The 26,254-nt window shown below is 65.4% G+C and carries 35 protein-coding genes and 1 pseudogene; 35 read left to right on the top strand and 1 reads right to left on the bottom strand.

What is annotated here, in order from left to right; translation table 11 throughout:
* Positions 1-25: 25 nt before the first annotated feature.
* The 21 genes and pseudogenes from ACZK33_RS04680 to ACZK33_RS04580 all read left to right on the top strand — a co-directional run bounded on the left by ACZK33_RS04680 (position 26) and on the right by ACZK33_RS04580 (position 9,767).
* Positions 26-169, top strand: coding sequence for a hypothetical protein (locus tag ACZK33_RS04680; protein ID WP_005412422.1), 144 nt, complete (start codon positions 26-28; stop codon positions 167-169).
* On the top strand, positions 162-446 hold the full coding sequence (locus ACZK33_RS04675; RefSeq protein WP_005412421.1) for a hypothetical protein: 285 nt from the start codon (positions 162-164) through the stop codon (positions 444-446). Before ACZK33_RS04680 ends, ACZK33_RS04675 begins: the two co-directional genes overlap by 8 nt.
* Positions 446-604, top strand: a complete 159-nt coding sequence (locus ACZK33_RS04670; protein ID WP_154267700.1) for a hypothetical protein — start codon at positions 446-448, stop codon at positions 602-604. Before ACZK33_RS04675 ends, ACZK33_RS04670 begins: the two co-directional genes overlap by 1 nt.
* Entirely contained in the window at positions 604-1,269 is a 666-nt protein-coding gene (locus ACZK33_RS04665) for a hypothetical protein (RefSeq protein ID WP_004154595.1), read from the top strand. The genes ACZK33_RS04670 and ACZK33_RS04665 overlap by 1 nt, the downstream gene beginning before the upstream one ends.
* A complete protein-coding gene (locus ACZK33_RS04660) occupies positions 1,253-1,690 on the top strand; it encodes a RusA family crossover junction endodeoxyribonuclease (RefSeq protein ID WP_157178715.1) in 438 nt (145 codons plus the stop codon). Before ACZK33_RS04665 ends, ACZK33_RS04660 begins: the two co-directional genes overlap by 17 nt.
* Positions 1,691-2,053 (top strand): N-acetylmuramoyl-L-alanine amidase, encoded by a 363-nt coding sequence (locus tag ACZK33_RS04655; protein ID WP_004154593.1) that lies wholly within the window; start codon positions 1,691-1,693, stop codon positions 2,051-2,053.
* An 11-nt stretch (positions 2,054-2,064) separates the two neighbouring features.
* The gene (locus ACZK33_RS04650) at positions 2,065-2,451 is read left to right on the top strand and encodes a helix-turn-helix domain-containing protein (RefSeq protein ID WP_004154592.1); all 387 of its coding nucleotides are present in this window, start codon (positions 2,065-2,067) and stop codon (positions 2,449-2,451) included.
* On the top strand, positions 2,448-2,627 hold the full coding sequence (locus tag ACZK33_RS04645) for a hypothetical protein (protein ID WP_004154591.1): 180 nt from the start codon (positions 2,448-2,450) through the stop codon (positions 2,625-2,627). The genes ACZK33_RS04650 and ACZK33_RS04645 overlap by 4 nt, the downstream gene beginning before the upstream one ends.
* Before the next feature lie 151 nt (positions 2,628-2,778).
* Complete coding sequence (locus tag ACZK33_RS04640; RefSeq protein ID WP_005412418.1) at positions 2,779-4,245, top strand: toprim domain-containing protein; 1,467 nt, start codon at positions 2,779-2,781, stop codon at positions 4,243-4,245.
* Between the two features lie 165 nt (positions 4,246-4,410).
* Positions 4,411-4,659: a hypothetical protein gene (locus ACZK33_RS04635; protein WP_005412417.1), complete on the top strand. Its 249-nt coding sequence runs from the start codon at positions 4,411-4,413 to the stop codon at positions 4,657-4,659.
* 10 nt (positions 4,660-4,669) lie between these two features.
* The gene (locus ACZK33_RS04630) at positions 4,670-5,320 is read left to right on the top strand and encodes a Gabija anti-defense Gad2 family protein (RefSeq protein WP_005412416.1); all 651 of its coding nucleotides are present in this window, start codon (positions 4,670-4,672) and stop codon (positions 5,318-5,320) included.
* A gap of 12 nt (positions 5,321-5,332) precedes the next feature.
* Positions 5,333-6,418 (top strand): annotated as a pseudogene (locus ACZK33_RS04625) (ribonuclease H-like domain-containing protein); the annotation flags it as partial.
* A 160-nt stretch (positions 6,419-6,578) separates the two neighbouring features.
* Entirely contained in the window at positions 6,579-7,208 is a 630-nt protein-coding gene (locus ACZK33_RS04620) for a DNA polymerase (protein ID WP_478455063.1), read from the top strand.
* The gene (locus ACZK33_RS04615; protein ID WP_050483582.1) at positions 7,190-7,528 is read left to right on the top strand and encodes a hypothetical protein; all 339 of its coding nucleotides are present in this window, start codon (positions 7,190-7,192) and stop codon (positions 7,526-7,528) included. The genes ACZK33_RS04620 and ACZK33_RS04615 overlap by 19 nt, the downstream gene beginning before the upstream one ends.
* Positions 7,525-7,890: a hypothetical protein gene (locus ACZK33_RS04610; protein WP_005412414.1), complete on the top strand. Its 366-nt coding sequence runs from the start codon at positions 7,525-7,527 to the stop codon at positions 7,888-7,890. The genes ACZK33_RS04615 and ACZK33_RS04610 overlap by 4 nt, the downstream gene beginning before the upstream one ends.
* A 28-nt stretch (positions 7,891-7,918) precedes the next feature.
* The gene (locus tag ACZK33_RS04605) at positions 7,919-8,044 is read left to right on the top strand and encodes a hypothetical protein (protein WP_005412413.1); all 126 of its coding nucleotides are present in this window, start codon (positions 7,919-7,921) and stop codon (positions 8,042-8,044) included.
* Positions 8,041-8,289, top strand: coding sequence for a hypothetical protein (locus ACZK33_RS04600; RefSeq protein WP_005412412.1), 249 nt, complete (start codon positions 8,041-8,043; stop codon positions 8,287-8,289). Before ACZK33_RS04605 ends, ACZK33_RS04600 begins: the two co-directional genes overlap by 4 nt.
* The gene (locus tag ACZK33_RS04595; RefSeq protein WP_043033722.1) at positions 8,286-8,597 is read left to right on the top strand and encodes a hypothetical protein; all 312 of its coding nucleotides are present in this window, start codon (positions 8,286-8,288) and stop codon (positions 8,595-8,597) included. The genes ACZK33_RS04600 and ACZK33_RS04595 overlap by 4 nt, the downstream gene beginning before the upstream one ends.
* The gene (locus tag ACZK33_RS04590) at positions 8,594-8,743 is read left to right on the top strand and encodes a hypothetical protein (protein WP_005412410.1); all 150 of its coding nucleotides are present in this window, start codon (positions 8,594-8,596) and stop codon (positions 8,741-8,743) included. Before ACZK33_RS04595 ends, ACZK33_RS04590 begins: the two co-directional genes overlap by 4 nt.
* Positions 8,740-9,573 carry a hypothetical protein gene (locus ACZK33_RS04585; RefSeq protein ID WP_004154583.1) on the top strand — a complete coding sequence of 278 codons (834 nt, stop codon included), beginning with the start codon at positions 8,740-8,742 and terminating at the stop codon, positions 9,571-9,573. Before ACZK33_RS04590 ends, ACZK33_RS04585 begins: the two co-directional genes overlap by 4 nt.
* Positions 9,561-9,767, top strand: a complete 207-nt coding sequence (locus tag ACZK33_RS04580) for a hypothetical protein (protein WP_005412408.1) — start codon at positions 9,561-9,563, stop codon at positions 9,765-9,767. The genes ACZK33_RS04585 and ACZK33_RS04580 overlap by 13 nt, the downstream gene beginning before the upstream one ends.
* 25 nt (positions 9,768-9,792) lie before the next feature.
* Here ACZK33_RS04580 and ACZK33_RS04575 read toward each other — a convergent pair whose 3' ends face one another.
* Positions 9,793-10,101: a hypothetical protein gene (locus ACZK33_RS04575; RefSeq protein ID WP_032961816.1), complete on the bottom strand. Its 309-nt coding sequence runs from the start codon at positions 10,099-10,101 to the stop codon at positions 9,793-9,795.
* 68 nt (positions 10,102-10,169) lie between these two features.
* Between ACZK33_RS04575 and ACZK33_RS04570 the strand changes: the two genes are divergently transcribed.
* The 14 genes from ACZK33_RS04570 to ACZK33_RS04505 all read left to right on the top strand — a co-directional run bounded on the left by ACZK33_RS04570 (position 10,170) and on the right by ACZK33_RS04505 (position 26,246).
* Positions 10,170-10,706: a deoxynucleotide monophosphate kinase family protein gene (locus ACZK33_RS04570; RefSeq protein ID WP_004154581.1), complete on the top strand. Its 537-nt coding sequence runs from the start codon at positions 10,170-10,172 to the stop codon at positions 10,704-10,706.
* A gap of 64 nt (positions 10,707-10,770) precedes the next feature.
* Positions 10,771-10,950 (top strand): hypothetical protein, encoded by a 180-nt coding sequence (locus tag ACZK33_RS04565; RefSeq protein WP_005412407.1) that lies wholly within the window; start codon positions 10,771-10,773, stop codon positions 10,948-10,950.
* A 20-nt stretch (positions 10,951-10,970) separates the two neighbouring features.
* Positions 10,971-11,123, top strand: coding sequence for a hypothetical protein (locus ACZK33_RS04560; RefSeq protein WP_005412406.1), 153 nt, complete (start codon positions 10,971-10,973; stop codon positions 11,121-11,123).
* Entirely contained in the window at positions 11,116-12,672 is a 1,557-nt protein-coding gene (locus ACZK33_RS04555) for a portal protein (protein ID WP_005412405.1), read from the top strand. The genes ACZK33_RS04560 and ACZK33_RS04555 overlap by 8 nt, the downstream gene beginning before the upstream one ends.
* A gap of 16 nt (positions 12,673-12,688) precedes the next feature.
* Positions 12,689-12,832, top strand: coding sequence for a hypothetical protein (locus ACZK33_RS04550; RefSeq protein WP_004154577.1), 144 nt, complete (start codon positions 12,689-12,691; stop codon positions 12,830-12,832).
* The gene (locus tag ACZK33_RS04545) at positions 12,832-13,617 is read left to right on the top strand and encodes a capsid assembly protein (protein WP_005412404.1); all 786 of its coding nucleotides are present in this window, start codon (positions 12,832-12,834) and stop codon (positions 13,615-13,617) included. Before ACZK33_RS04550 ends, ACZK33_RS04545 begins: the two co-directional genes overlap by 1 nt.
* Positions 13,618-13,643: 26 nt before the next feature.
* Positions 13,644-14,597 (top strand): major capsid protein, encoded by a 954-nt coding sequence (locus tag ACZK33_RS04540; protein WP_005412403.1) that lies wholly within the window; start codon positions 13,644-13,646, stop codon positions 14,595-14,597.
* A 99-nt stretch (positions 14,598-14,696) separates the two neighbouring features.
* Entirely contained in the window at positions 14,697-15,287 is a 591-nt protein-coding gene (locus ACZK33_RS04535; RefSeq protein WP_005412402.1) for a hypothetical protein, read from the top strand.
* Complete coding sequence (locus tag ACZK33_RS04530; protein WP_005412401.1) at positions 15,287-17,419, top strand: phage nozzle protein; 2,133 nt, start codon at positions 15,287-15,289, stop codon at positions 17,417-17,419. The genes ACZK33_RS04535 and ACZK33_RS04530 overlap by 1 nt, the downstream gene beginning before the upstream one ends.
* On the top strand, positions 17,416-17,889 hold the full coding sequence (locus ACZK33_RS04525) for a hypothetical protein (RefSeq protein WP_005412400.1): 474 nt from the start codon (positions 17,416-17,418) through the stop codon (positions 17,887-17,889). Before ACZK33_RS04530 ends, ACZK33_RS04525 begins: the two co-directional genes overlap by 4 nt.
* Before the next feature lie 32 nt (positions 17,890-17,921).
* Positions 17,922-18,320: a virion core protein, T7 gp14 family gene (locus ACZK33_RS04520; RefSeq protein ID WP_032961812.1), complete on the top strand. Its 399-nt coding sequence runs from the start codon at positions 17,922-17,924 to the stop codon at positions 18,318-18,320.
* A 3-nt stretch (positions 18,321-18,323) separates the two neighbouring features.
* The gene (locus ACZK33_RS04515; protein ID WP_032961810.1) at positions 18,324-20,498 is read left to right on the top strand and encodes a hypothetical protein; all 2,175 of its coding nucleotides are present in this window, start codon (positions 18,324-18,326) and stop codon (positions 20,496-20,498) included.
* A 69-nt stretch (positions 20,499-20,567) separates the two neighbouring features.
* Positions 20,568-23,669 (top strand): hypothetical protein, encoded by a 3,102-nt coding sequence (locus tag ACZK33_RS04510; protein WP_234500153.1) that lies wholly within the window; start codon positions 20,568-20,570, stop codon positions 23,667-23,669.
* A 39-nt stretch (positions 23,670-23,708) separates the two neighbouring features.
* On the top strand, positions 23,709-26,246 hold the full coding sequence (locus ACZK33_RS04505) for a phage tail fiber domain-containing protein (protein ID WP_005412396.1): 2,538 nt from the start codon (positions 23,709-23,711) through the stop codon (positions 26,244-26,246).
* Positions 26,247-26,254: the final 8 nt, after the last annotated feature.

Below are 26,254 nucleotides of genomic sequence, written 5' to 3'. Positions count from 1 at the left end.
TGATACCCCAAGCGAGAACATCAACATGAGCATCAACTACCAGCACGCACTGAACACCTACGTTGCCCAGGACCACTTCGGTGTGGTCCTCGGCATCTACAACCCGGCCGAACACGGCACGGTCGAGGAGTTCAAGCACCGCATGACGGAGCTGCACGCAGGTGCGTGATCGCGTCATCGACGGACTGCACTCACGTTCTGCCGAGAGCGCCGCACGCGGCGCTTTCGTAGTGATCGACAGCGTGCAGTCCCTCGGCCACCCGGCCGATCAGGTGATCGGCTTGGCGTGCGCCTTCAAGAACTTCTGCGAAGTGCTCGGCCTCGATCCGATGGAAGTGCTGCGGGTCGTCTCGCGCATGGAGCAGGACTGCCGCTACCGGCAGGTCAACACCCTCAACGCCGTGCGCCGCTACGCGGAGCGCGAGCTGAAACCGCACTACCCGTGATGCGTGACCCGATCACCGACGCCTTCATCGACGAGGCGCTCATCGGCTTCGACATCGACGAAGCCTTCGGCATTTCCGCCGACACCCCGTTGACCGCCGCCGCTGACCTGTGGCGCGCGGGCATCTATCTCCCGACCAACTACGAGACCGACAACTGATGGCAACCAAGAAGCGCGAACGATTCGTCTCCCCCAAGGGCACCGCCGTGTGGCCGCGCCTGAACGAACCGGACACCAAGTTCAAGCCGGAAGGCGAATACACCGTGAGCCTGGCGTTCGACCCGAACGACAAGGACTTCAAGGCGCTGGCGAAGAAGCTGGAAACCCGGCGCGACGAGCTGTTCCAGGAGTTCCTGAGCGAGAACCCGAAGAAGAAGAAGGGTGCCGAAGTGGCCCCGGTGTTCACCGAAGAAACCGACGAGAACGGCGATGACACCGGCCGCGTGCTGGTGAAGTTCAAGATGAAGGCCAGCGGCGTCAGCAAGCGCACCGGCAAGAAGTTCACCATGCGCCCGGACATCTTCGACGCCCGCGGCAAGAAGATCGACAACCCGCCGCAGATCGGCGGCGGCAGCGAACTCAAGGTCTCCTACGAGATCGGCGGCTCGTTCGTCGAATCGGCCAAGAAGTTCTACCTGACCTGCTACATGGTCGCCGTCCAGGTGATCGAGCTGGTCGAGTTCGGCCAGCGCAACGCCAAGGACTACGGCTTCGGCGAGGAGGACGGCTACGAGGCCGCCGACAGCGCGCCGTTCAGCGACAGCGATGACGACTCGGACGACGACAGCGACTCCGACGACGAGGGCGATGACGGCGACTACTGATCCGCTGTCGGTCATCGTGAACACCGCGAGGGGGGCCAAGCATTTGGCCTCCCTCACGTTCCCGTTTGACCCGGTGCCCGCCTCGCGCCCGAAGGTTTCGCGCTGGGGCGTCTACTACGGCAAGACCTACAAGACCTGGAAGGAAGCCGCAGAGAAGCATCTGCCAGCCGGTGATCTGGACCTGTCGCCGACCGATCCGGTTTTAGTGGTCATCATCGCGGTATGCAAACGCGCCAAGACCTCGAAGGCCGCGTTTCCCAAGGGCGACGTGGACAACCTCGCCAAGGGGCCGATGGACGTTGTGACCAAAGCCACCGGCTATTGGGCCGACGACAAGCAAGTCATGTGGCTGCTCTCCGGTAAGCGCTGGGCGCAGCCGGACGAAGAACCACGCACCGAAGTCCACCTCTACAAACTCTAAGTGCGCCTCAAACCTCTGGAATCGGTAGAGGCGCTGTTCGTCCTCGCCAGCATGACCCGCCCCGAGCAGGTCACGACCGGCGAAGAACTCGCACGCCTGCACCGCTCGCAGGGCTACTCGAAGATCGCCGTCCACTTCGTCATCGAACGTGACGGCTCGATCTACGACGGTCGCCCGCTGAATCAGCCCGGCGCTCTCGCCGGTAAGCACAACCAATCCGCATACCAAGTCTGCCTCCTGGGCGGCGTCAACGACGCCATGCAGCCCGAGGACAACTTCACCGAAGCCCAACACGCCGCGCTGCGACGCCTGCTCGCCGCCTACGGCAAGCCCGTCGTGTGGGCACCTGACTTCCCTCGATAGGAGAACCCAACGTGAAACCGCTGCCCCCGCAAACCCAGGTCGTCCTGGATCACCTGCGTCGCCACTCGCACCTGACCTCGTGGCAGGCCGAAGGCGTCTACCGCATCCGCCGCCTCGCCTCGCGCGTCGATGAGCTGCGCGCTGCTGGCTTCGAGATCGAAACGCAGACCTGCGAGGACGCCTCGGGGCAGCGGTACACGCGCTATCGCCTGTCGCGCCGTCAGCGCCGCAGCAAGGCTCCGCTCCTGGAAGCGCGCCGCGCTCCGAAGCAGTACCGCGTCGATGCGCTGCTCCAGCTGTATCGCAACTACTGCACCGACGAGCTGGGCCTCGACGCCAACGATGCGACCGAAGAAGTCGCCGCATTCACCAAGTTCCTGCTGGAGAAGAACGCATGACCAACACCGCTACCACCGTCATTCCGTCCGCGATGCGCCTGGCTTTCGAGCGCGCATGGGCGCGCGCCGACAAGCCGTTCCGCGGCCTGGGCCGCACCGTCAAGGGTGCGCTGAATCGTCGCCTCGGCATTTCCTACCGCAAGCGCATGTGGTCCGTGGAGCGTGCAAAGCGCTGACTCCGAATACCTCCACAAAGAGCCGTGCCCGAACTGCGGCAGCAAGGACAACCTTGCGCGCTACAGCGACGGGCACGGCTACTGCTTCGGCTGCGGTCACTACGAGCCAGCCGAAGGCGAGGAGGTCTCTCAACCCACCAGCAGGAAAACCATGAGCGACTTTGCGAAGGGTGAACCGCAAGCCCTGGCGAAGCGCGGTATCACTGAGGAAGCATGCCGTAAGTACGGCTACTGGATCGGCAAGGACAAGCACGGCAAGACCGTGCAGATCGCCAACTACAAGCGCGATGGCGGCATCGTCGCGCAGAAGCTCCGCTACCCCGACAAGAAGTTCTCATTCATCGGCGACTCGAAGGCGTGCGGGCTGTTCGGCCAGCACCTCTACGAACCGGGGCGACGCCTCGTCATCACCGAAGGCGAGATCGACGCGCTCTCCGTGGCGCAGGCACTCGGCCTCCGCTGGCCGGTGGTGTCCGTTCCGAACGGAGCGCAAGGCGCGGCCAAGTCCATCAAGCGCGAGCTGGAGTGGGTCAACGGCTTCGACGAGGTTGTGCTCATGTTCGACATGGACGAACCGGGCCAAGCCGCCGCGCAGGAAGTGGCGCTGCTGCTGACTCCCGGCAAGGCCAAGATCGCACAGCTCCCGGCGAAAGACCCGAACGAGCTGCTCCAGCGTGGCGATGCCGAGGCGATCACCCGCGCCATCTACGAAGCGCAGACCAAGCGCCCCGATGGAGTGGTGACGTTCGGCTCCCTCAAGGAGAAGGCACTCAAGCCGGTCTCGATGGGCATGCCTTGGCACGACCCGCGCCTCACCGCGCTGACCTACGGCAAGCGGTACGGCGAGGTCTACACCTTCGGCGCGGGCACCGGCATCGGCAAGACCGACTGGCTGATGGAGGAAGCAGCCTTCATCGCGCAGGAAACCGGCGACCGCGTTGGCCTGTTCTTCCTGGAGCAGCAGCCGGTCGAGACGGCGAAGCGCATGGCAGGCAAGGTTGCTGGCCGCCGCTTCCACGTCCCCGATGGGAGCTGGACGCAGGAGGAGCTGGAAGCCGCGTTCGAGATTCTCGACAAGGGCCAGGTGTTCATCTACGACCACTTCGGCTCGTCCGAGTGGGACGTGATCGAAGCCAAGATGGCCCACATGGTCGTCGCCGAGGGCGTCAAGCACATCGTCCTCGACAACCTCACGTCGTTTGCGGCCGGTGCCGAGGACGAGCGGAAGATGCTGGAGGACACGATGGCGAAGATCGCGCAGTTCGCGCAGCGCCACCTCATCTGCATCTACCTGGTCTCGCACCTCGCCACGCCGGAAGGCAAGCCACACGAGGAAGGCGGGCGCGTGATGCTCCGCCACTTCAAGGGCAGCCGCGCGATTGGCTTCTGGACGCACTTCGCGTTCGGCCTGGAGCGCAACACGCAGGCCGAGAACGAGGCCGAGCGCAACTGCACGACCTTCCGCGTCCTAAAGGATCGCTTCACCGGCCAGTCGAACGGCCAGGTTCTCTACTACAGCTACGACCACGCATCCGGCCGCCTGCTCAATGCAGATGCTCCGGGCGAATACGGCGACTTCGCCGACGAGTCATCCGATGTATCCACCTCCGACTACTGACGGCCGCTCGGTCGTCGGCTTCATCCCAGCTGATGCGCCGCTCTCCTTCGCTGAGAGCCTCGTTCTCCCCTACCAACTCCCGCGCTCCGACCAAGCCTGCCGTGTCATGTACGGCAAGCCTGGGCGGCGCGTGGTCATCCACATCAAAGCCGAGGAACTACCCCAATGAAAGAGATCGTCGCCATCGCAATCGACCTGCTGACCGCTCCGTTCCGCAAGGACACCGTGACCGACGTGGTGAAGGTGCTGGAGGGCCAGGTGGACAAGCTGTTCAAGATCAGCGCCGACCGCATCGCCACCGCATCGACGCTGCGCGACAAGGCCGATGTCCTGCACTCGCAGGCCGACGAGCACGAGGAAGAAGCCGAGCGCGCCCTGCGCGTCGCCGAGCGCTTCACCAACCTGATCCGCTAAGGGACCAACCATGACTGCCGAGCAACACGCTCGGTCCCTGTTCGACGTGTTGCCGGCCGAAGTCCGCCACCTGGTGATCCTGGGTGGCGGAAGCCTGCGCGCGTTCTACGACGGGACCGAAATCAAGGACATCGACTGCTTCTTCGTGTCACTGGCGAGCTACACCTACGTGGCCGCGTACCTGAGCGGCCGTAACGACTGGACCAGCGAGGCCGCTCCGAACGGCATCCGCAACTTCCGCTCGCCCGAGGGTCACCTCGTGAGCCTGATCGGCTTCGAGTTCGGTACGCCGCACGAGCACTGCGCCCGGTTCGATCTGCGGTGCTGCGCCCACGTCGCCATCTACGAACCCAGCACCGACGAGGTGGTGGTCGTATCCCTCGAAGGCGCGGTTGCCGACGCATCGGAGAAGCTGCTGTTCGTGCTGAACAACAACGGCACCGAGCGCACCATCCGCCGCATCACGCACTACGTCGAGGATTACGGCTACACGCTGCATCCCGACCAGCCCGAGCAGGACGAACTGTTCGAGGACGACGACTTCCCCGGCCACGCGCCGCAGGGCGTCCACACGCCGCCGAAGGCCCCCGAGCCGGAGTACATCCTCCGCGCCCGCCGCCGCGTCCGCGCAATCCCCGTAACCAACCACGGCTACCCGTAAGGAGGACCGCCGTTGATCCTCGTATTCGACTGCGAGACCAATGGCCTCCTCGACGAACTTGACACGATCCACTGCATTTCCCTCCAAGAGGTAGATGAGACCGGCGCACCGCGCGGTCCCATCCTGTCCGCCAACGATCACGGCACGGGCGAAATGACAGTCCGTCAGGCCGTCGAGAGGCTCAAGAAGGCCAAGCGCGTTGTCGGCCACAACATCGCCGGATTCGACATTCCGGCTATCGCCAAGGTGTTCCCGGACTTCAAGGTCCAGGCGTACTTCGACACGTTGCTGATGTCCACGCTGGTCTACCCGGACCTCAAGGACCGCGACTTCAAGGCCCGCAAGAAGCAGGGAGCGAACCCGGTGTTGCCGGGCAAGCTGATCGGCCGCCACGCCCTCGAAGCGTGGGGCTACCGCCTCGGTCGCTGGAAAGGCGACTACGCGGCGCAGATGGCCGCACGCGGCCTCGATCCCTGGGCACAGTGGTCTCAGGAAATGGACGACTACTGCGACCAGGACGTTGCGGTCACGCAAGCGCTGTTCGCGTTGCTGATGAGCAAGGGCCTCCCTACCGAGGCCATCGAGCTGGAGCAGGCCGTCGCGCCGATCCTCTCGCGTCAGCAGCGCTACGGCTACCTGTTCGATCAGGAGAAGGCGCGTGAGCTGGAGTGCATCCTCGTGTCCCGGCGCACTGCGCTGGAGGCCGAGCTGCGCAAGGTCATTCCGCCGTGGAAGGTGGTGAAGCGCAAGTTCGTACCGAAGCGCGACGACAAGCGCCGCGGTTACGTCAAGGGCGTGGAGGTCACGACCTACAAGGACGTGGTGTTCAACCCGGCAAGCCGCCAGCACATTGCTGACCGCTTGACTGCAATGTACGGCTGGCAGCCCCAGGAGTTCACCGAGAAGGGCCAGCCGAAGATCGACGAAGAAGTCCTGGGCGCGCTCAAGTTCCCGATCATCCCGCTCCTGCTGGAGCACTTCATCGTCAACAAGCGCCTCGGCCAGCTCGCCGAAGGCGACGAGGCGTGGCTCAAGGCCATCAAGAAGGACGGCCGCATCCACGGCAGCGTGAATCAGAACGCAGCGGTGACCGGCCGCATGACGCACTCGAAGCCGAACATCGCTCAGGTGCCGAAGGTCCAGCACTCGAAGGAGAAGGGAATCCTCAAGGGCCAGGAAGGCGGCTACGGATTCGAGTGCCGCTCGTTGTTCTGCGTCCCAACAGGGAAAGCTCCAGGTCGGCGCGGACGCCTCGGGATTGGAGCTGCGCTGCCTGGCGCACTTCATGGCAAAGCACGACGGCGGCGAGTACGCCAAGGTCATCCTCGAAGGCGACATCCACTCCGTCAACCAATCGGCGGCAGGACTGCCAACCCGCGACAACGCCAAGACCTTCATCTACGCCTTCCTCTATGGGGCAGGCGACGCGAAGCTCGGCTCCATCGTTGGCAAGGGTCGCCAGGCCGGGGCGAAGCTCCGCTCGAAGTTCCTGGCCGGGCTGCCTGCGCTGGAGAAGCTGGTACGCGGGGTCAAGAAGCGCGCGGCCGAGAAGGGATACCTGATCGGTCTCGACGGCCGGAAGCTGCACATCCGCAGCGACCACGCCGCGCTCAATACCCTGCTCCAGTCGGCCGGTGCGCTGGTGATGAAGAAAGCCCTGGTGATCCTCGACGCCGACCTGCAAGCCGCAGGGTTGGTGCCGGGCGTCCACTACGAGTTCCTCGCCAACGTCCATGACGAGTGGCAAATCGAAGTGGACGAGGACAAGGCCGAGTTCGTGGGCAAGACCGCCCAGGCTGCCATCCGCAAGGCTGGCGATTACTTCGGCTTCCGCTGTCCGCTCGATGGCGAGTTCAAGATCGGAAGGAATTGGGCCGAGACGCACTGACCCGCGGCAAGCGGGACATTGCACTCGCCCTGGTGCGCCAAGCGAAACGCCGGGCAGCTAGGAAGGGACTGCCGTTCGACCTCACGTCGGACGACATCGTGGTCCCCGACTTCTGCCCGGCACTGGGCATCCCGCTGTACCGCGCTGTCGGGCGCAAGGCCCAAGGCCCCAACTCACCCACGCTCGACCGCATCGAACCTGACCTCGGCTACGTCCGGGGCAACGTGCGCGTGATCTCCGCACGCGCGAATCAGATCAAGTCCGACGCGACTCCCTCGGAGCTTCTGCGAGTCGCCTGTTACGTCCAAGAGAACCGATGAACCCAACCAACATCCTGCGCGCCCTCGCGGCGCTGCTGGTCGTTGCCGCGCTCGCGGCAGGCGGCTTCGCAGCCTGGAAGTACACCGCAATGGCCCAGCGCGTGACGGAGCTGGAGGAGTCGGCAAAGGAACTGGCCGACCTCAAGCAGACCGTCGAGACCCTCAACCGCGAAGCCGTGCGCCGCTCTGCCTTCGATGCAGCGCTGCGGAACGCCCGCGCCACCACCAACCGCTCTGTGGAGATTGCAGCAAATGCTGACCCGGAAACTGGCGATTACCTGTCTCGCCGCATTCCTGACGAGCTGCGCCGCGCACACCTCGAAAGTCGTGCCGGAGCAGTTCCTCCAGCCGACCGTCATTGAGGGCACGCACTCCTCACTCGACGCCGTGATGGCTGACCCGACCACCACCACCTACGACCTCTACCGCTTCGGCGGCAACGCCGAGGACGGCCTCCAGCGTTGCAACGCCGACAAGGCGAGCGCCCTGGAAGTCCTCAAGGAATCGAACCGATGAACGAGAACCGGCTTCGCGTGCATTTCATTGGCGGCCCCGCTGACGGCGATGTCCGCGTGATCGATCCGTGTACCACCTACCGCGTGGCTGTGCTCGAACACCAGCCCGAGGTTCATGCCTACAACGCCAAGTGCCCGTGCTGCACCGAGCGCATGCTGCGCCCCGTGGAGTGGAGCACCGCGACCTACTTCATCCGCCGCGTTAGCGAGAAGTGCTGGGTCGCCGTACACGAGAGCATGGTATGAAGCGCGCTCTCCTGATCCTGGCGCTGTGTGCTGGCCTCGCTGCGTGCGATATGAAGCCCTGGCCGCCGAGTGCGGACTATGGCTCGTGCCTGAAAGGGCACAGCGAGAACTCCTACATCATCATGTGGCAGTCGATGTGTACGGGGAACTCCTGCACGCAGATTCCGTACACCATCCCGACCACCGACTTCGTGTGCGACGAGCACGAGTACCCGCTCGGCGACGGCCCGGAGTACCAGGCCGGAATGAAGCGCTACGCCGCCGAGCTACAGGCGTGGTATGAGCGCCACCCGGAGAAGCGGCCATGACTTCCTACGTCACCTATCGGCCACCGCAGGCGGCCGGTTCCTGGGTCATTGGCGGCAACTTCTTCGTGCAGGTCCGGGAGCGTCCGAACTGGCTGCACCGCTGGTTCGCGCTGGCGTTCCTGGGATGGCAGTGGGTGGACGCATGAACAAGCGCGGCCCCCTGCTACTGATCGACGCCGATGTGCTGCGCTACCAGCTCGCGTTCTCGAACACCGCGAACATCGACTGGAACGGCGACGGCAACAAGGTCGAAGCGATCCAGCCCGAGCGCGCGAAGGCGAAGCTGGAGGACTACATCGACGAGATCGTCGAGAAGTTCGGCGCGCGTGATTACCTGCTGGCCCTGTCCTGCAAGAAGCACAACTTCCGCAAGGACATCGACCCAACCTACAAGCTCAACCGTGCCAGCAAGGACAAGCCTGCCCTGTGGTACGTGCTCGACGAGTTCGTCTACGACGAGTTCGGCGACAAGATCGTGGAGATCGAGAACCTGGAAGGTGACGACGTGCTGGGGCTGCTGGCCTCGCACCCGAATCCGAAGCGCGCGCCAGGCAGCCGCATCGTCGTGTCCATCGACAAGGACATGCAGACGATCCCCGGCATCCGTCTCTACAACCCCAACCGTCCCGACGTGGGCGTCCGGCCGATCTCGGCTCACGACGCTGACCTGTTCTGGATGAAGCAGGTGCTCACGGGCGACCAGGTGGATAACTACCCCGGCTTCCCCGGCATCGGCCACAAGGGCGCGGACGAGCTGCTCATGCCCATCCACGAGGCGTACCGCGATGCGTCCGTCGAGGAGCACCTCGGCGCGCTGTGGAACACCGTCGTCACCACCTACACCACCCGCATCCCCCGCGGCGGCACCGAGCCGCTGTCGAAGCACGATGCGATCCGCCAAGCACGCCTCGCGCGAATCCTGCGCTACGGCGACTACAACCCCAAGACCAAGGAAGTGAAGCTGTGGAAACCCTGATCCTGTTCATCACCATCGTCGCCGTGCTGGCCGTGCTGTTCGCCTTCGTCGCCTACGGCGCTGCCTGGCTGTGGTGGCGCAGCCTCAACACCCTCGAACGCACCCTGTACCGCTCGGCTGGCAGCGTCAAGCTGTGGCCGGCCGCTGTCGGCGTTGCTGGCGCGGCTTGGCTGATCGCCCGGTGTTTCGCCTGACGACAACCAAGCCACCTGATCCTGCTTACCGCAACTCGTCCACGTAGAACTGCTTCCAGTGTGCAATCTCTGACGGATTCCGACTTACGGGTTCTCGGCTATTGAAAACCCAAAGCTGGATCGCCTTCGGCGTAGTCAACGTTTCATACGTGCAGCTGAACTCAGTGAGCTTATCTGTGATGAGCTGCTTGGCCGCATCGTAGCGCTCTCGCTGAATTCCTTGTGCTTGCCCTGATGCCACGAGCGCATCCATCGCCTCCTGTAGGCCATAGAGCTTCTGTGCAAGCTCAGAGATTTCCGCTCCGTTTGTGTTACTCGGCGTAGAACTCGCCATACCTGTCTCCTTCCATAACGAACACGAATTGTACCCGGCTAAGGCCGGGTTTCTCTTTTGGAGTCCCCATGAAGATCATCGGAATCACCGGCCGCGCCCGCAGCGGCAAAGACACCCTGGCCGAGTTCCTGGTCAGCGACCACGGCTTCGTGAAGCTGTCCTTCGCGGCCCCGATCCGCGCCTTCGTGGCGGACATCACCGGCCTGCCGGTGTCCGCGATGGAGGACGGCCCGCTCAAGGAGGAGCCGCTCGACTGGCTCAACGGGCAGACCCCGCGCCGCCTGATGCAGACCGTGGGCACCGAGTGGGGCCGTGAAATGATCGACCGCGACCTGTGGGTCAAGGTGGTCGCGCAGAAGATCCGTCAGGCCCGCCGCGACGGCGCTGCTGGCGTCGTGGTGTCGGACGTTCGCTTCGACAACGAGGCGCAGTTCATCCGTGAGTGGGGCGGCCAGGTGGTCCAGGTGCTCCGCGACAGCGCGGCCCCGGTCTCGGCGCATGCCTCCGAGGCAGGCGTCCACGGCGACCTGATCGACACCGTGATCGACAACAACGGCCCGATCCACCGCCTGCGGATGGTCGCGGAATCGCTGGCCCGACTCTAAGGGTTTAGTGGTCATCATCGGGGGAAACGACAGTTTCCCCACCTATTCATAACCCAGGAGTTCTATGCAAATCCCTCTGCACTCCTACGACCTGATCGACCTCCTGGACGAACTGCACCCCGAAGTGATCTACGACCCCGCCAAGCCGAAGGAGGAGTTCCTGCTCCGGCAGGGCGAGCGCCGCCTGATCCTCCGGCTAAAGGCGCTGCGGAAGGTCGAGCAGATGGAGCACCGCGCCCGCTAATCATGTGCAGCAAGCCCAACATGCCGGACCAGCAGGAGAAAGACCCGATCCTGCTGACCCGCCAGGACACCCAGCCGACCGGCCACGCGGCCGATCAGCGGCGTAAGTCCAAGGTCCGACTGGACCTGAACAACGCAACGCAGTACCAAGGACTGACCATTCCGAATGGCTGACGCCAAGCAGACCTCGGCCGAGAAGCAGACGGCCGCGAAGCGCTACGGCGATCTCAAGTCCAACCGCAAAGAAGCCGAGACGCGCGCCAAGCGCTGCGCCAAGGTTACCCTGCCCCGCCTGTGGGTGGACGAGGGCGCGAAATCGCGTACCCCCGGTTCCGCCTACATCGACACCGGCCCGAAGTGCGTCAACGCCCTGGCCTCGAAGATCGTGCTGGCCTGGCTCCCGCCGAACGCCTCGGTGTTCAAGCTCGCGCCTGACCAGGCAGTCGCCGAGAACATCGCCGAGCAGGCTGGCGTGGAGACCTCCGAACTGGAGGCCGCGCTGGTGGACGTGGAGCGGGTCATCGTCAACGACCTGGAGACCAGCGGCGTCCGCCCGGTCCTCAGCGAGGCGGCCAAGCACGCCATCGTCCTCGGCAATTTCCTGCTCTACGACCCCGACGAGGGCAAGCCTAAGCTGTATCCGCTGACCTCCTACGTGACCGACCGCGACGGCCTGGGCAACGTGCTGGAGATCATCACGCTCGACAAGATCGCCCCGGCCATGCTGCCGGACTCGATCCGCGCGGCGGTGATGCAGAAGCTCGCCCAGGAACGCGACGAAAAGACCAAGAACGACGACGTGAACCTCTACACCTGGGTGCGTCGCTCGGAAGATGGCAAGGAGTGGGAAGTGGTCCAGGAGGTCGAGGGCGTCGAAGTCCCCGAGACCGTGGGCACCTACCCCATCGACGCCTGCCCGTGGATTCCCCTGTGCGCGCCGCCGTCCCTCGTGGACGACTACGGCGAGGGCTTGGTCTACGACTACGTGGGCGCGTTCGAGTCGCTGGAGGCGCTGCGCAAGGCGATCCGTAAGGGTGCCGCCGCGCTGGCGAAGATCATCATGTTCCTCAAGCCGACCTCGACGATCCGCGAGCGCCAGCTCACCGAGGCCGAGTCCGGCGCGGTGCTGCGTGGCGAGGCCAGCGACGTGACCACGCTCCAGCTCCAGAAAGCCTACGACCTGAACTTCGTGCGTCAGGAGGCCGAAGGGCTGGCGAACTCGCTGGAGCTGATCTTCGGCGTGAAGTCCGCCGTGCAGCGCCCCGGCGAGCGCGTGACCGCCTACGAAATCCGGGTGCTCACCCAGGAACTCGACGACGCCCTCAGCGGCTTCATGGCGATGTCGGGCGAGCAGCTCTTGCTGCCGCTGATCCGCCGCCGCCTGCACAAGCTCCAGAAGCAGGGTCGCCTGCCCGAGCTGCCGCAGGAACTCATCAAGCCGCGCATCACCGTTGGCATCGCCGCCCTCGGCCGCGGCCACGACCTGAACAAGCTGATCGAGTTCGGTCAGGCAGTGGATGCGCTTGTCGGCGCAGAGGAGAAGGCGCGCCGCCTCAACAGTGGCGAGGCGATCTCCCGACTGGCCGCCGCTTCCGACATTTCCACCAAGGGCCTGATCCGCTCCGACGACGAGCTTGCTGCCGAGCAGCAGGACGCCTCGGCGCAGGAGGCGATGGTCCGTGCCGCTCCGAATATCGCCTCAGCGATGACCCAAACCCCGTAACCCCGAGAAGGACGCAATGTCGAACGAAACCACCGAGAAGCCCGCCAAGCCGACCAAGGAAGCCCCGAAGGCTCCGAGCGTCGAGCGTAAGGGCAAGGCCGAGATCACCCGCAAGACGAACGGCCTGGTCATCGTCAACTACAAGCCCGAGGACAAGTAATGTCGCAGCCGGGCAAGTCCGAAGTGACCGTCAGCCTTGACGGCATCAACGGCCAGCCGACCCCAGGTCAGCAGCCGCCGCAGAACTCCCAGGACACCCAGCAGCCCGCACCGGGCGCGCAGGGTGGCACCGATGGCGAGCGCCTGTTCGGCGGCAAGTACAAGACCGTGGAGGAGCTGGAAGCCGCCTACGCACAACTGAGCACGCCAGCCGACGACAAGGGTGGCAAGGGCGGCCCCGCGACCATCGACGACGCCACCGCGGATGACGCGCGTGACGCCTTGGCGCGGGCTGGCCTGAACCTGGACGACTTCGCCACCGAGTTCAACTCGAACGGCTCGCTGTCCGAGGAGAGCTACAAGAAGCTCCAGGACGCGGGCTATCCGAAGGAGCTGGTGGACGTGTACGTCGATGGCCTGCGCGCTCGCGTGCAGACCTACGAGAACGCCGTCTACTCGCCCGCAGGTGGCAAGGCCGGTTACGACGGCCTGGTCCAGTGGGCTAAGACCAACCTGAGCGCCGAGCAGAAGCGGGCGTTCAACGAAGCGGTGCAGTCCGGCGACGCCGGCCGCGCAGCGCTGGCAGTCCAGGGCCTCGTCGCCCTCCGTGGCGGCAACGGCCGCCTTCTGAATGGCAAGACCGCATCGAACGCCGATGCAGGCCCCAAGCCGTTCCAGTCGCAGGCGCAGGTCGTCGAAGCGATGCGCGATGTGCGCTACCACCGTGATCCGGCTTACCGCGCGGAAGTCTCCGCCCGCCTGGCCGTGTCGCCGCTGTTCAAGTAATCCACTCAACCTCAAGCAAGGACTAAATGTCGGACGCAATCCCCTCCCGCCTGGGTCAAGCCCAGGCCAACGGCGACGCCTGGGCGCTGTTCAAGCAGAACTACACTGCTGAAACCATCACCAGCTTCGTCGAGAACTACAAGCTGGACGGCCGCGTGTCGGTGCGCAACATCGAGAGCGGCAAGTCCGCCTCGTTCCCGAACGTCGGCACCATCGGCTCCGAGTACCATGTGCCGGGCACCGAGATCAAGGGCCTGGTGGTCGAGCACAACGAGACCATCATCACCCTCGATCCGATGCTGATCTCGCACGCCTTCATCGCCAACATCGACGAGGCGATGAACCACTACGACGTGCGTTCCGAGTACACCCGTCAGCAGGGTGCGGAGCTGGCGCTCAAGCGCATGCAGAACGAGCTGCGCTGCGCGATCCTGGCCGCTCGTACCACCGAAGGCAAGGTCGAAGGCCAGCCGGGTGGTGCCATCATCAAGGCCGCCACGATGGCCTCCGATCCGACCGTGCTGGCCGATGCGTTCCGCAACGCCCGCATGCTGTTCGACGAGAAGCTGCTGCCGGACAACCCGCAGGAGTTCACTGGCGCACTGGCCCCGGCTCAGTGGTATCTGCTGACCGAGAACAAGGACTTGATCGACCGCGACATCAACGCGGAATCGAACGGCTCCTACGGCCAGGCGATCATTTCCTCGGTCGCCCGCATCCCGCTGGTGAAGATCAACGCGATGCCGCGTGTCGATGAGTCGGCCCTGGCCTCGATCCCGGCCAAGTACCGCGGCAACTTCGCGGACACCGTGGGCGTGATCTTCCACCGCTCGGCGGTCGGCACCCTCAAGCTGCTGGACCTGTCCCTGGAGGACGTGTACCAGGGCGAGAAGCAGGGCACCCTGATGCTGGCGAAGTACGCGCTGGGTCACGGCATCCTGGCTCCGCGCGGTGCCATCGAGCTGTCGAAGGCCCCGTAAGCAATACCGCGCCGTTGGGCAAATCCCGCGGCGCTTCAATCTCTCTCCATCTACGGGGGACATCCACATGGGTGTCCCCCGTTTTTTTGCCCCGAATCCATGAACCTCGAACTCACTCCGACCACGGAACTCGAAGCCGTCAATGTGCTGCTCGGTGCTATCGGCGAAGCGCCGATCAGCGACCTCGAAGCGCTCGGCAACCTGTACGCCTCGCAGGCGCGCGACACCCTCCGCGCGGTGAGCCGCGAGGTCCAAACCGCTGGCTGGTGGTTCAACACCAGCGAGTCGTTCACCTTCACGCTCAACGCGGAAGGCAAGGTGCTGCCGCCGCAGTCGATCCTCAAGCTCGTCCCCGCACGCGGAAGCGAGCCGCTGGTGATCCGAGGCACGCGCCTCATCAACCCGCTCACCCTCGCCGACACGTTCTCGTCGGCCCCCACCGCCGACTTCGTGACCTGGTTCCTCGCCTACGAGGAGCTGCCCGAGTCGGCCCGCCGCTACATCGCCGTGCGCGCTGCGCGTCTGTTCCAGACGAGCGTGCTGGGTAGCGACCAGCTCTACGTGTTCACCGAGAAGCACGAGGAGGAGGCATACCTCATCTTCGCGCAGGAGCACGCCGACTTCACCTACGCCCGCGGCCACAACTTCCTCAGTGGCTCGACGGACGTGTCTGATATTTGGGACCGCTGATGCCGCTAATCACGGGGGACTATCCCTCGTTCCTGGGAGGCGAGTCGCAGCAGGACGATACCGTCCGCTCGCCGAACCAGCTCACCAAGGCGATCAACGCCTGGCTGCATGCCGCAATGGGCGCTGGCAAGCGCCCGCCCGCCGAGTTCGTTGCTGGCCTTGGCGTCACCCTCGATCACGACTGTGCCTTCCACTCCATCGTCCGCGATGAGAACGAGCGCTACATCGTCGCCGTGGGTCACCGCAGCATCCGCGTGTTCGACCACGAGACCGGCAAGGAATACACCGTCAACGCCACGGGCGACGCGCTCAACTACCTGGACACCCAGGGACAGCGTGCGTGGTCGTGCTTCGCGCTGGCGACGTTCTCCGACACCACCTTCATCGTCAACCGGCTGGTAGACGTGAAGCAGAGCGATGAGCTGTCGCCCGGTTCGCTGTACGGATCGGCGCAAACGATGTCCGACCTGCCGAAGCCCGGCGACAAAGGCTCGGCCGTTGTGCCGACCGGCGCGATCTACAACATCATCGGCTCGTCCGAATCGCAATTCGACGACTACTACGTCCAGAAGCAGTCCTCCTCGGTCTACCTGGAGGTCGCCCGGCCGGGCATCAAGCACCGCTTCGATGCCAAGACGATGCCGCACATCCTCAAGCGCATCCCCGATCCAGTGCATGCGGACGGCTTTTGGTTCTCCTTCGGTGGACCGGAGTGGACCGCGCGCCTCGCGGGTGACGAGCAAAGCAACCCGTTCCCGTCCATCGACGGCCAGCGCATCCGCGAGGTGTTCAAGCACCGGGACCGCCTAGGCTTCCTGGCCGGGGAGAACGTGCTGATGTCCGAGGTCTCCGATCCGTTCAACCTCTGGCGCACTTCGGTGACCCAGGTGCTCGACGCCGACCCCATCGACGTGAGCGTCAGCGGGTCTAACGGCGTCACCACGCTCTACCACGCAGTCCCGTTCCAGTCGGCCCTGTTCCTTGCCGCTGCGGGCGGCCAGTTCCTCCTGACCGCCGAGCCGTACCTGGCCGCCAAGAACGTCAAGAGCGATCCGGTCAACAGCTACAGCAGCTCGCCGTACATCCGGCCGAAGCTGATGGGCGAGTCGCTGTACTTCACCGAGGACAGCGGCGCATACGCCAGCGTGCGCGAATACTTCATCGACGACCTGTCGGTGACCGGCGACGCCGCCGACGTGACGGCGCATGTGCCCAAGCTGATGCCGGGCCGCATGCGAGCGATGGCGAGCGCAAGTGGTGCCGACTGCGTGTTCTTCGCTCCTGACGAGCCGACCGACGCGCAGCTCTACGTCTACTTCGTCCGCTGGATCGGCGACGAGAAGCAGCAGTCCGCATGGACGCGCTGGTCAATCTCCGGCGTCGGTCGCATCGTCCACATGCACGCCATCAACGACGTGCTGTACGCCGTCGCGGAAGCCCCAGGCGGCGGCTGCGAGCTGCTCAAGTTCCGCATGGTGCTCAACCAGCACGACACGGATGCCACGGGCGACTACAACTTCCTGCTCGACCGCATGCTGGTGGTGCAGCCCACCTATCAGCAGTTCGGCAACGAGACCTGGATCGACCTGCCCTACATCGTGCCCGATGGCATGACGGTCACCGTCCTCAAGACGGACGACTGGCAAGACCCCGGCGCGTACCTGGACATCACCAAGGCGCGCTGGGACAACGCCCGCACCCGCCTTGCGCTCCCCGGTAACCACACCGAGGGCCGCGTGGTCGTCGGCATGGACTACGAGCACCGCCTCACCCTGACCAAGCCCATCGTTCGCGGTGGGCAGAACCAGGCCGTGCTGGTGGGCCGCACGCAGGTGCGTGACATCGAGGTCGCCTACAAGGATGGCGCGTACTTCGAGCTGGAGGTCGAGCAGCACGGCAATGGCCGCGTCGAGACCTACGTGGCGTCGCACTCCGGTGCGTACACCGCGCGCGTCCTCAACGACTCGGTGTTCCGCACCAGCGCCCCGACGTTCCACTCCGGCTCTCGCCGGTTCCCCGTGCTGGGCGACGCCAACAGCGTCCGCATGCACCTCGTCAACCGCCTGCCGTTCCAGTGCTGGTTCCAGTCAGCACAGTGGCGCGGCATGTTCGTCTCCCGCAGCCGAGTATGACCCTGACCTATCGAAGCCCCACCGCCAGCGACATCCTCCACGTCGCCGAGAACATGCGGCAGGAGGACATCCTGGAGGTGGCGGCTTCGCATGGTCACACCCCGCTCCAGGCGCTCGCATTTGCAGTGACCGCGAGCGACCGCAGTTTCGCCGCGATGCACGACGGTTCCCCCGTGTGCATCTTCGGCTTCAGCCAGCACGCCGAGGGTATCGCCTCGGTTTGGCTGCTGGGCACCGACGCCCTGGTGGCTCCCACGTTCTGCCGCACGTTCCTCCGAGAAGCTCGGCGGATCAGCGACGAGTGGTCGGCCACCTTCGGCACCATCTTCAACTTCGTCGATGTCCACGCCGTCACCACGCGGCGATGGCTCGGCTGGCTTGGCTTCCGCGAGAGCGGCGTCGAGTCCGCCTACGGCTTCGCCAAGACACCCTTCGTCCGAGTAACCAAGACCCCATGTGCAACCCCGTAGCAGTCCAGGTCGGTATCGCCGCAGTCAGCGCGATGGCGACCATGTACGGCCAGGATCAGAACAACAAGGCCATCGAGGAAGCCGCGGAGCGTCAGCAGGAGCAGATCAACGACCAGGCCGCCGAGCGCACCCAACAGCGCATGGAGGAGGCCCGCGCACTGCGATCCGCGATGCGCGCCTCCGCAGCAGAAGCGGCAGTGTCCGGCAACTCGGTCGAGCTGCTGGCGAACGACATCATGGCCCAGGCTGGCCGTGACGTGGCCCTCATCGAGAAGAACCGCAGGAACGGAGTCGTCGAAAGCGGCTCCGAAGCACGCGCTCGTATCCGCACCGGCAATGCCGAGGCGCTGGGCGGCGTGATGCAGTCAGGCGCGAATGCCTACAGCAACATCCAAACCTACAAGCGCTATTCCATTCCCGGAGACGAGTAACCCGTGGCTCGCACGAAACCCCAAGAGATCATCCGCCGCGCGCAGGTGCCGCAGCGTCTCGCCGAGCGCCCCGTTCTGGCGGTGCAGGCTGACCAAGCGTCCTCCGCTGGTGCCGGTGTCCTCTCTCGCACCGCCGCTGCGGTGCTGACGCGCGTCTCGGATTCCGTCAACTCGCAGATGATCTCAAACAGCCGCGAGCAGTACAGCGCCGCGGCGACCCAACGTATGCAGGAGGACGCCGAGGGTACGCCCCGGCAGGCCGAGGACTTCGTTGCCCAGCAGTCGGAGTCATGGCGTCGCGGCTACCTCAAGGCAGACGGCATCATCCGCGTCCGCGACTGGCAGATCGAAGCGGCCAAAGAGATCGCCAAGGCCGAACCCGGCACCGACATCGAGCCGCTCATCAAGGAGCGGATGGCTGCGCTGACGCAGAACCCCGAGTTCCAAGACCCGCAGGTCCGCAAGGCCCTGATGCCGGTCGCCATGCGCGCCGCGCAGCAGGTCCGCCAGCAGTGGCAGGCCGACTCGATGCGGGAAATGCTGGTCCGGCAGAAGGAGTCGCTGACCGCGATCATCCGCGACGGCATCAAGGGCGGCACGTTCCTCACTTCCGAGGGCATGAACGGCCTGTACGCGATGCTGGACCAGGAGGAGTACGCCTATCTCAACAAGCGCGACGTGGACGAACTCTACGTCGAGGCCGCCAAGGAGGAGCTGGCCGCAGGCAACCGCGATCCTCAGTCGATCCTGGCGTTCCTGGAGCAGGACCGCGGCGACGGCCAGCCCGGCTTGATGAACACCGAGCACGGCGACGAGCTGCGCGCGGCGGCTGCCGCTGGTGCCCGCGTGATCGCACACCGCGAGGACGAGGCACGCAAGCAGGCGATGGCCGAGGCAGAGTGGACGCTCCAGGGCCTCGCGGATCGCGGCCAGCTCACCCACAAGACCATCGACACCTGGGCCAGTAAATTCGGCCTGAGCGGTGGCGACCTCCAGTCCTTCAAGCGATACTGGAACAACCAGCAGGAGCAGACGCTTCGCCGCTGGGAGCAGGAAGCGAAGGAGCGCGCCCGAGAGGAGCGCATCCGCAAGCTGGTAGCCGGGGGCAATCCCTACGAGATCAGCGACGCCGACCTCAAGAAGCAGGCCGGTAAGGAGTGGGAGGAAACCCCGCAGGCCGCACGCGGCCAGGTGCTCCAGAAGTGGGCACGGCAGGGCATCGTCATCCCCCAGCTCGAACGCATCCTCAAGCGCGCTGACCCGGCGTTCCAGGAGAACTTCCAGAACGCCGCGACGCTGTACGAACAGCTCCGCAAGGTCTCGCCCAAGTACGCCGATACGGTCGCTGGCGGCGAGGCTGCCGCAATGCTGGACCAGTACCTCTACGACACCCGGCGCAGCGGTCAGTCTCACCAGGAGGCCGCTCGCGTCCTGACGCAACCGAAGCGGGAAGTCGAGGAGGCCCGCTCGGTCATCAACGACACCTGGAAGTCCGGCATCAAGGACTACCTGGAGATCGACGGCAAGCCGCGTGACCCGCGTGAGCTGCACCGCATCCGCCAGGAAGCCGAGCGCATCGCCTCGCGTGGCGGAGTGTCCGGCGAAGCTGCCATCCGTGCAGCGGTCGGTCAGATCGACGCCCAGCGCACGACCGTCAACGGCCGCCGCGTGCCAAACATCGGCATGCCGCAGGGTGCCGAGCCAGCGGTAGACGAGCTGATCCAGACGGTCGCGCGCAAGCTCGGCCGCGACCCGGATGAGCTGTCGGCCCTGCCCAATCCCCGCAATCCGGGGCAGTGGCAGATCGTCGGCCCCGACAACTGGCTGATCCCTGACCCGGACACCGGCCGCGCCATCGGTTTCGACCCGCGTGCCATCGCGGCACAGCACCAGCGCTGGAAGGGAGACCTTGCGGAATCCCAGGCGCGTCGTCGGGTCGAGCAGCGCACCACCTGGGCGGACCAGTCCCGGAACATCCGCGACCTGCGCTCGCAGTCGGCGACCACGGAAGTCCCTGCGGCCATCGCCAAGCGCGACGCCAGCGCCGCCGAGGCTCCCGCCTTCGAGCTGCCCAAGTTCGACCTCACCAAGCCGCTGGTTCCCAACGCGGGCACCAAGCAAACCACCACCACCCCGGCAGTCCCCGAGGACTTCCTGGAGTACCTGACGAGGAAGTAAGACCGCATGTTTGAATCCCTACCCGGCGCAGACGAGAACATCGTCAAGCCGGCAACCCAGCAGCCCATCGTGCAAGCCGTGCGCGAGCGCAAGGAGCAGCGAGAGGCCGCGGAGCGCCGGAAGGATCAGACGACCGTATGGGACGGATGGGGCGCTGCCCAGGCAAAGGGCGGCATCGGCTTCATCGACCGCTTCATCACCGAGCTGGGCTACGAGCCGCAGCAGGGCTATCGCATTCCCGCAGACGCGCGCAAGCGCTGGGAGTCGATGGGCCTGCGCCCGGAGCAGTGGGAGCTGTTCGGCCGGGCCACGTCCGACGAGCACCTCTCCTATCTGGAATCCGTGGCCTTTATGAATCAGATGGCGGACGACGACCTGGCGCAGTTCGGCCTGGGCGGACAGATCGCCCTCGGCTTCACCGACCCGGTGGCAACCGGCCTCGATCTCGCCACGGGCGGCCTGGGGTACGCAGCCAAGGCCGGACGCCTCGCCAACGCGGTGCGTTCCGGTCTACAGGCTGCGGGCACCTCCGCGCTGATGTCGGCCGCAACCTCCACCTACGACCCCGAGCAGACGCTCGCGGATGGCGTGCAGAGCGCCGCCCTGTCGTTCGCGTTCGGTGGTGCCCTCGGCGCTCGCCGGGGTGCCCTGTTCGACGGCGAGGTGAAGCCTGACGTGGTGAAGCGGCTGGCCGGTGACGACTCGCTGTCCGCCGCCCGCGTGGCAGGCACCGCCGCCAACGACCTCACGCCAGGCGTCCTCCCGCTGCGCAACGAGAGCGCATTCGAGCAGGAGTTCACCGACAAGGCGCTGGTCAACGCGCACATCACGCCCCACTTCGCCACCGTCCGCCGCGACCTTGCTGCCCGCATGGGTAGCGCCAAGTCGCCGCTGGTGCGCGAGGCGGGCCGCCTGCTGTTCCGCGATGGCGTCGGCTACACCGATCGCTCCGTCGCGGTCCAGGAGTCCACCAGCGAGTTCGCCAAGCGCCACCTGGCCGTCATGGAGACGGAATGGCGGAGCGGAGTGAACGCCGCATGGGACGCCTACAAGCAACGGACAGGCACCCATTGGTGGAACTTCTCCGAGCGCGCAAAGTTCAACGAGGAGGTCGGCCGTGCCGTGCGCGGTGCGCCTGACGTATCACCGGAAGCCGCCAAGGCGGCCGGCAGCGTCGCCAAGGCGATGCGCGATGCGCTCAAGCTGGCGCAGGACAGCAACCTCGACGGCTTCGCCAACGTGGCGCAGAACGGCAGCTACCTGCCGCGCTACTGGAGTGGCAAGGGCTTCAAGCGCCTGTTCGGCGAGATGCAGCTTCACCAGGACGACGTGATCGAGCAGCTCATCAAGCCCGCCATGCGTCGCGCCTGGGAGGCCACCACCGACGAAGGCGACGAGATCGACGACGAGCTGCTCGGGGCGGTTGCACGCTCCTACCTCAAGCGCGCCCAAGCGAACTTCGAGGGCGACGGGATGGACCTGCTGGTCCGCCCGCTGGACAGCGATTCGGTCGAGGAGATCGGCAACATGCTGACCGAGGCGGGCGTCTCGCCCGTGCGGTCGCAAGAGCTACTGTCCAAGCTGGAGCGCAAGACCTACGAGTCGGGCAAGCTCGACCGCGCGAAGAAGCGCATCGACCTCGACGAGACCTACTCCACCACCATCCGCAACGAGGCTGGCGAGGACGTGCAGGTCTCGATGGCCGACCTGTTCGACAACGACGTGGACTCGGTGATGACCCGCTACATGCGCGAGATCACCGGCTGGTCGGCGCTGTCGTCGAAGGCTGGCATCAAGAACCGCGCACAGCTCGACCGCTTCGTGTCGAAGCTCAAGAGCGACGCCCGCAAGTCCGGCGACGACGTGAAGGACATCGAGCGCCTGATCGACATCGGCCTCAAGTCCACCTTCGGCCGCAGCACCGAACTCGATCCCGCCAGCCGAGGCGCACGCTACGCGCGGTTCCTGCGCAACTGGAACTTCGCCCGCGTGATGAACCAGGTCGGCTTCTCGCTGTTCGCCGAGCTTGGCCCGACCATCGCGCATGCCGGTCTCCGCAACTTCTGGAACTCCGTGGGTGCCGCCCGCGACTTCCTGGTGCGCGGCGCTGACGGCAAGCTGTCCTCGCAGGAGGCGCGCGTCATGGAGCGGCTGTTCGCACCCGGCACCGACTGGCTGCGCAACCCGCCGTTCCTGCGCCTGGACGAGGATGCGCTAGTGCCGCAGACGTTCAACGTCAAGCACGGCGAGAAGATCGACAACGCGATGAACATGGCGACGCACGTCACCTCGGTCGCATCCGGCATGGCCCCGATCAACACGATGCTCCAACGCATCGCCGGTCGCGCCACGCTGCTGCGGCTGCTGGACATGGCGAACGCCAAGAAGCTGTCGGACGCCGAAGTGGCCCGCCTGCGCACCTGGGGCCTCGACGAGAAGGCCCAGGCCGACGTGTTCGGCTACCTCAAAGGCAAGCGGCAGATCGAGCAGATCGACCCGGACAAGCTGCCGTTCCAGACGCGCGAGCGCATGGCGGCCTTCCTGTTCCGCGTGACGCGACACCAGGTTCTCGAAGGTGACGCCTCGGACAGCATCGAGCTGATGCACTCCACCACCGGCCGCATCGTCACGCAGTTCCGCAGCTTCATGGTCAACAGCTACACCCGCCACTTCCTGAACTCCGTCCACCACTACGACGACTGGCGCACCTACGCGATGGTCGTGCTGTCCACTTCGGCAGCAGGCATGGGCTGGGCGGCTCGCACGTACATCAACACTGCGGGCAACCCCGAACAGCGGAAGAAGCAGCTGACGCAGGAGAACTTCTACAAGAACGCTGTCGCGCAATCGAGCTGGTCGAACGTGATCCCCGCGGTCACCGACGCCGTGTGGGCGGACGCCTTGGGTAACGACCCGGTGTTCGCCAACAACCGCTCGACCGGCCTGGAGAACGGCGTGATGGGCATCCCGTCCATCGACCTGTTCAACAAGGTCTACGGCAGCACGCGGATGATCGGTTCGGCCATCCGCGACGATGAGGAGATCACCGAGAAGCAGATGCGCGACTTCTGGAAGATTTGGTGGTTCAACAACATGACGGGCGTCCGCAACATCGCGGATCAAGCCCTACAGCAGTTCCCTGACCGCAAGGACGGGACTGATCGACCGTAACCAGGAGGCCCTTCGGGGCCTCCACCTTTTTGAGGACGCATGATCGAACTATCGCGCGGCCTTTCCTTCGTGCTCTACACCTACGAGGGAGGCCCTACGCGGTTCACCGTGCCGTTCCCGTACATCGCCCGCGAACACATCCGGGCGTTCGTCGGTGAACCGGACGCGGCCCGCGCTGTCTCCGTGTCGTGGGTGGACGCCAGCACCATCGAGATTCCGTCGCAGGATGGCGTGCTCGACGCACCCTACACTGTGACCATCCGGCGATTCACGCCGATTGACGCCCTCCTGGTCAACTACAAGGAAGGCGCAAACCTCCCGGCGCGCGACTTGTCCAAGTCGTTCCGCCAACTGCTGTACGCACACCAGGAACTCGCCGAGTTCGGTGGTGGCAGCGGCCTCCCCGGTGGCGGCCCCGGTAACCCCGGTGGCGACCCGGACCTCAACGCAATCATCGAGCAGCTCCTCCGCTCGCCAGCACTGCAAGACCTGCTGACCCGCATCGACCTTATCGACGTGAACGCCGAGGCGATCCTGGAGGAAATCATGCGCTCGCACGAGTTCTTCGACGTGCAGCGCGACTATGGCGACAAGATCAGCACGGCCACCCACGAGATCGGACTGCTGACCGAAGGCAACAAGGTCATCGCGCAGCAGATCATCGACCTGTTCGCGCGGGTGGACTACGGCGAGCAAAGTAGCCAGGCACGATTCCTGGAGGTCAATCGCGCCATCGCTGACGAGCGCTCCGCGCGCGTCGAGGCGATCACCGAGCTGCAAGGCCAGGTGGTCGAGAACGGCAAGACGATCTCCGCAGCGCTCAACCAGCGCATCGACGAGGTGGAGAGCACCACCGAAGCGGCGCGTGCGGCCACCGAGCAGCGCCTCGGCGCAGAGATCGAGGACAGCGCGGCGCAGGTCCGCACCGCGGTCATGGCCGAGGTTGACGCAACCAAGGCCCGCGTGTCCGACGTTGAGACGGCAGTAGTCCGCCACGGCGAGAACATCGCTGGCCTGGCCGAGACCACCGAAGCCCTGACGGACGCCGAGGGTGCCAACACGGCATTCCGACAGCAGATGGCGGCCAGCTACGGCGCGAACGTGCCGCAGGGGATTGCCAATGAGATCGACGGCCAGGTGTCGGCGGTTTCGGCCGCCTTCGAGCAGCGCATCGACACCGAAGCGTCCGCGCGCGAAGCCCTGGCTTCCCAGGTATCCACGCTGGAGACCAGCACCGCGCCGACGATCTTCTCGGACGCGCAGCCCTCCCCGCCCGCTGGCGGCTTCAAGGTTCCGACCTTTTGGGTCAAGACCGTGCAGACCGGCGCGTACCTGACGCAGATTTGGGATGGCACCGGCTGGCGCAAGGCCGACCTGGATGTCACCTCTCCGACCGGCGCGCTGGTGCAGCAGCTCAACACCACCAAGATCACCGCCGAGCAGGCACAGGCCATCGCGGCCACGCAGGTCCAGGCGTTCAAGGACGGCGACTTCGCCACCATCCGGCAGGAGTTCAACGTGGTCGCCGGGCAGCACTCCGGCATGTACGGTCAGTGGCAGGCCAACTACTCGGTCAAGATCAACGCGGGCACCATCAACGGCGTCCCCGTGGTCGCCGGTATCGCCCTCTCCGCCAACCCGCAGACCGGCAGCGACTTCATCGTCACCGCGGATCGCTTCGCCTTCGTCCACCCGCAGTACACCTCGGGCGGCACCTTGGCGAGCATCAAGTATCCGTTCGTGATCGGCACTGTCGGCGGCCAGTCCACCGTGGGCATCCAGGGTGCGCTGGTGGTGGACGGGACGATCACTGCGGACAAGATCAGGGTGAACTCCCTGGCCGCGCTCACGGCAAACGCAGGCACGATCAACGGCGGCACGTTCAAGACCCACACCCTCGACGGCAACGGCAACATCGTCAACGCTGCCGAGTTCCGCGTGGAAATCTCCAACCTCGGCGACTGGCCCCTGTGGGTCGGCTCCGGCGCGAAGAACGCCAACAACGCGGTGTTCTACGTGGACCGCAACGGCGGCGCGTTCTTCCGAGGCCGCGTCAATGCTCCCAACATCGTTGGGCAGTTCCAGTCGGCGACCGGCGTGTGGTGGACCGGGGCAACGAGCCTCTGCTACCAGGCGGGCAACAACTTCATCCCGCTCGGCGATTGGGTGGCGATCCACGAGTTCTGGCTCGGCGCTCCGGTGCTGGCTGGCGAGGGTCATACGCCCTCCGTGTCGGTGACCGTCACCGCGAACACGCGCGTCTACGGGCTGCACGTCATCTTGGAGGAGCTGCGCGACTCTGTGTGGGTCGTCATCGCCTCGCACGAGCCGCCGATGTACCGCGCGTTGATTCAGCAGATGGGCGGCGACGGCAACACCTTCACCGCGTCCAACTTCTACACCTACGAGCAGTCGGTGACGCTCTCGGCGTCCGGCGCATGGACAGGCGGTGCCCGCGCATTCCGCGTGCGGTGCCGCGCATCCAGCCCGCCTCCGCAGGTCCACGGCTACGACGCCCCGGCCTACCCGAACTACCTCATCACGTCGATTGGCGGCTTCGCCTTCGGCATCCGATAACCCTCAGA

The sequence above is a fragment of the Stenotrophomonas sp. 86156_Sma genome (genome assembly GCF_056481625.1).
The sequence above is the reverse complement of the archived record's forward strand: the minus strand, read 5'-3'. Positions and strand labels throughout refer to the sequence as shown.

What these genes read in the sequence shown, in the direction of transcription:
- ACZK33_RS04680 (WP_005412422.1), top strand. Translation starts at nt 26, where the DNA reads ATGAGCATCAACTACCAGCACGCACTGAACACCTACGTTGCCCAGGAC.
- ACZK33_RS04670 (WP_154267700.1), top strand. Translation starts at nt 446, where the DNA reads ATGCGTGACCCGATCACCGACGCCTTCATCGACGAGGCGCTCATCGGC.
- ACZK33_RS04665 (WP_004154595.1), top strand. Translation starts at nt 604, where the DNA reads ATGGCAACCAAGAAGCGCGAACGATTCGTCTCCCCCAAGGGCACCGCC.
- ACZK33_RS04660 (WP_157178715.1), top strand. Translation starts at nt 1,253, where the DNA reads ATGACGGCGACTACTGATCCGCTGTCGGTCATCGTGAACACCGCGAGG.
- ACZK33_RS04645 (WP_004154591.1), top strand. Translation starts at nt 2,448, where the DNA reads ATGACCAACACCGCTACCACCGTCATTCCGTCCGCGATGCGCCTGGCT.
- ACZK33_RS04640 (WP_005412418.1), top strand. Translation starts at nt 2,779, where the DNA reads ATGAGCGACTTTGCGAAGGGTGAACCGCAAGCCCTGGCGAAGCGCGGT.
- ACZK33_RS04635 (WP_005412417.1), top strand. Translation starts at nt 4,411, where the DNA reads ATGAAAGAGATCGTCGCCATCGCAATCGACCTGCTGACCGCTCCGTTC.
- ACZK33_RS04630 (WP_005412416.1), top strand. Translation starts at nt 4,670, where the DNA reads ATGACTGCCGAGCAACACGCTCGGTCCCTGTTCGACGTGTTGCCGGCC.
- ACZK33_RS04610 (WP_005412414.1), top strand. Translation starts at nt 7,525, where the DNA reads ATGAACCCAACCAACATCCTGCGCGCCCTCGCGGCGCTGCTGGTCGTT.
- ACZK33_RS04605 (WP_005412413.1), top strand. Translation starts at nt 7,919, where the DNA reads ATGGCTGACCCGACCACCACCACCTACGACCTCTACCGCTTCGGCGGC.
- ACZK33_RS04600 (WP_005412412.1), top strand. Translation starts at nt 8,041, where the DNA reads ATGAACGAGAACCGGCTTCGCGTGCATTTCATTGGCGGCCCCGCTGAC.
- ACZK33_RS04595 (WP_043033722.1), top strand. Translation starts at nt 8,286, where the DNA reads ATGAAGCGCGCTCTCCTGATCCTGGCGCTGTGTGCTGGCCTCGCTGCG.
- ACZK33_RS04590 (WP_005412410.1), top strand. Translation starts at nt 8,594, where the DNA reads ATGACTTCCTACGTCACCTATCGGCCACCGCAGGCGGCCGGTTCCTGG.
- ACZK33_RS04585 (WP_004154583.1), top strand. Translation starts at nt 8,740, where the DNA reads ATGAACAAGCGCGGCCCCCTGCTACTGATCGACGCCGATGTGCTGCGC.
- ACZK33_RS04575 (WP_032961816.1), bottom strand. Translation starts at nt 10,101, where the DNA reads ATGGCGAGTTCTACGCCGAGTAACACAAACGGAGCGGAAATCTCTGAG.
- ACZK33_RS04570 (WP_004154581.1), top strand. Translation starts at nt 10,170, where the DNA reads ATGAAGATCATCGGAATCACCGGCCGCGCCCGCAGCGGCAAAGACACC.
- ACZK33_RS04565 (WP_005412407.1), top strand. Translation starts at nt 10,771, where the DNA reads ATGCAAATCCCTCTGCACTCCTACGACCTGATCGACCTCCTGGACGAA.
- ACZK33_RS04560 (WP_005412406.1), top strand. Translation starts at nt 10,971, where the DNA reads ATGCCGGACCAGCAGGAGAAAGACCCGATCCTGCTGACCCGCCAGGAC.
- ACZK33_RS04555 (WP_005412405.1), top strand. Translation starts at nt 11,116, where the DNA reads ATGGCTGACGCCAAGCAGACCTCGGCCGAGAAGCAGACGGCCGCGAAG.
- ACZK33_RS04550 (WP_004154577.1), top strand. Translation starts at nt 12,689, where the DNA reads ATGTCGAACGAAACCACCGAGAAGCCCGCCAAGCCGACCAAGGAAGCC.
- ACZK33_RS04545 (WP_005412404.1), top strand. Translation starts at nt 12,832, where the DNA reads ATGTCGCAGCCGGGCAAGTCCGAAGTGACCGTCAGCCTTGACGGCATC.
- ACZK33_RS04540 (WP_005412403.1), top strand. Translation starts at nt 13,644, where the DNA reads ATGTCGGACGCAATCCCCTCCCGCCTGGGTCAAGCCCAGGCCAACGGC.
- ACZK33_RS04535 (WP_005412402.1), top strand. Translation starts at nt 14,697, where the DNA reads ATGAACCTCGAACTCACTCCGACCACGGAACTCGAAGCCGTCAATGTG.
- ACZK33_RS04530 (WP_005412401.1), top strand. Translation starts at nt 15,287, where the DNA reads ATGCCGCTAATCACGGGGGACTATCCCTCGTTCCTGGGAGGCGAGTCG.
- ACZK33_RS04525 (WP_005412400.1), top strand. Translation starts at nt 17,416, where the DNA reads ATGACCCTGACCTATCGAAGCCCCACCGCCAGCGACATCCTCCACGTC.
- ACZK33_RS04520 (WP_032961812.1), top strand. Translation starts at nt 17,922, where the DNA reads ATGGCGACCATGTACGGCCAGGATCAGAACAACAAGGCCATCGAGGAA.
- ACZK33_RS04505 (WP_005412396.1), top strand. Translation starts at nt 23,709, where the DNA reads ATGATCGAACTATCGCGCGGCCTTTCCTTCGTGCTCTACACCTACGAG.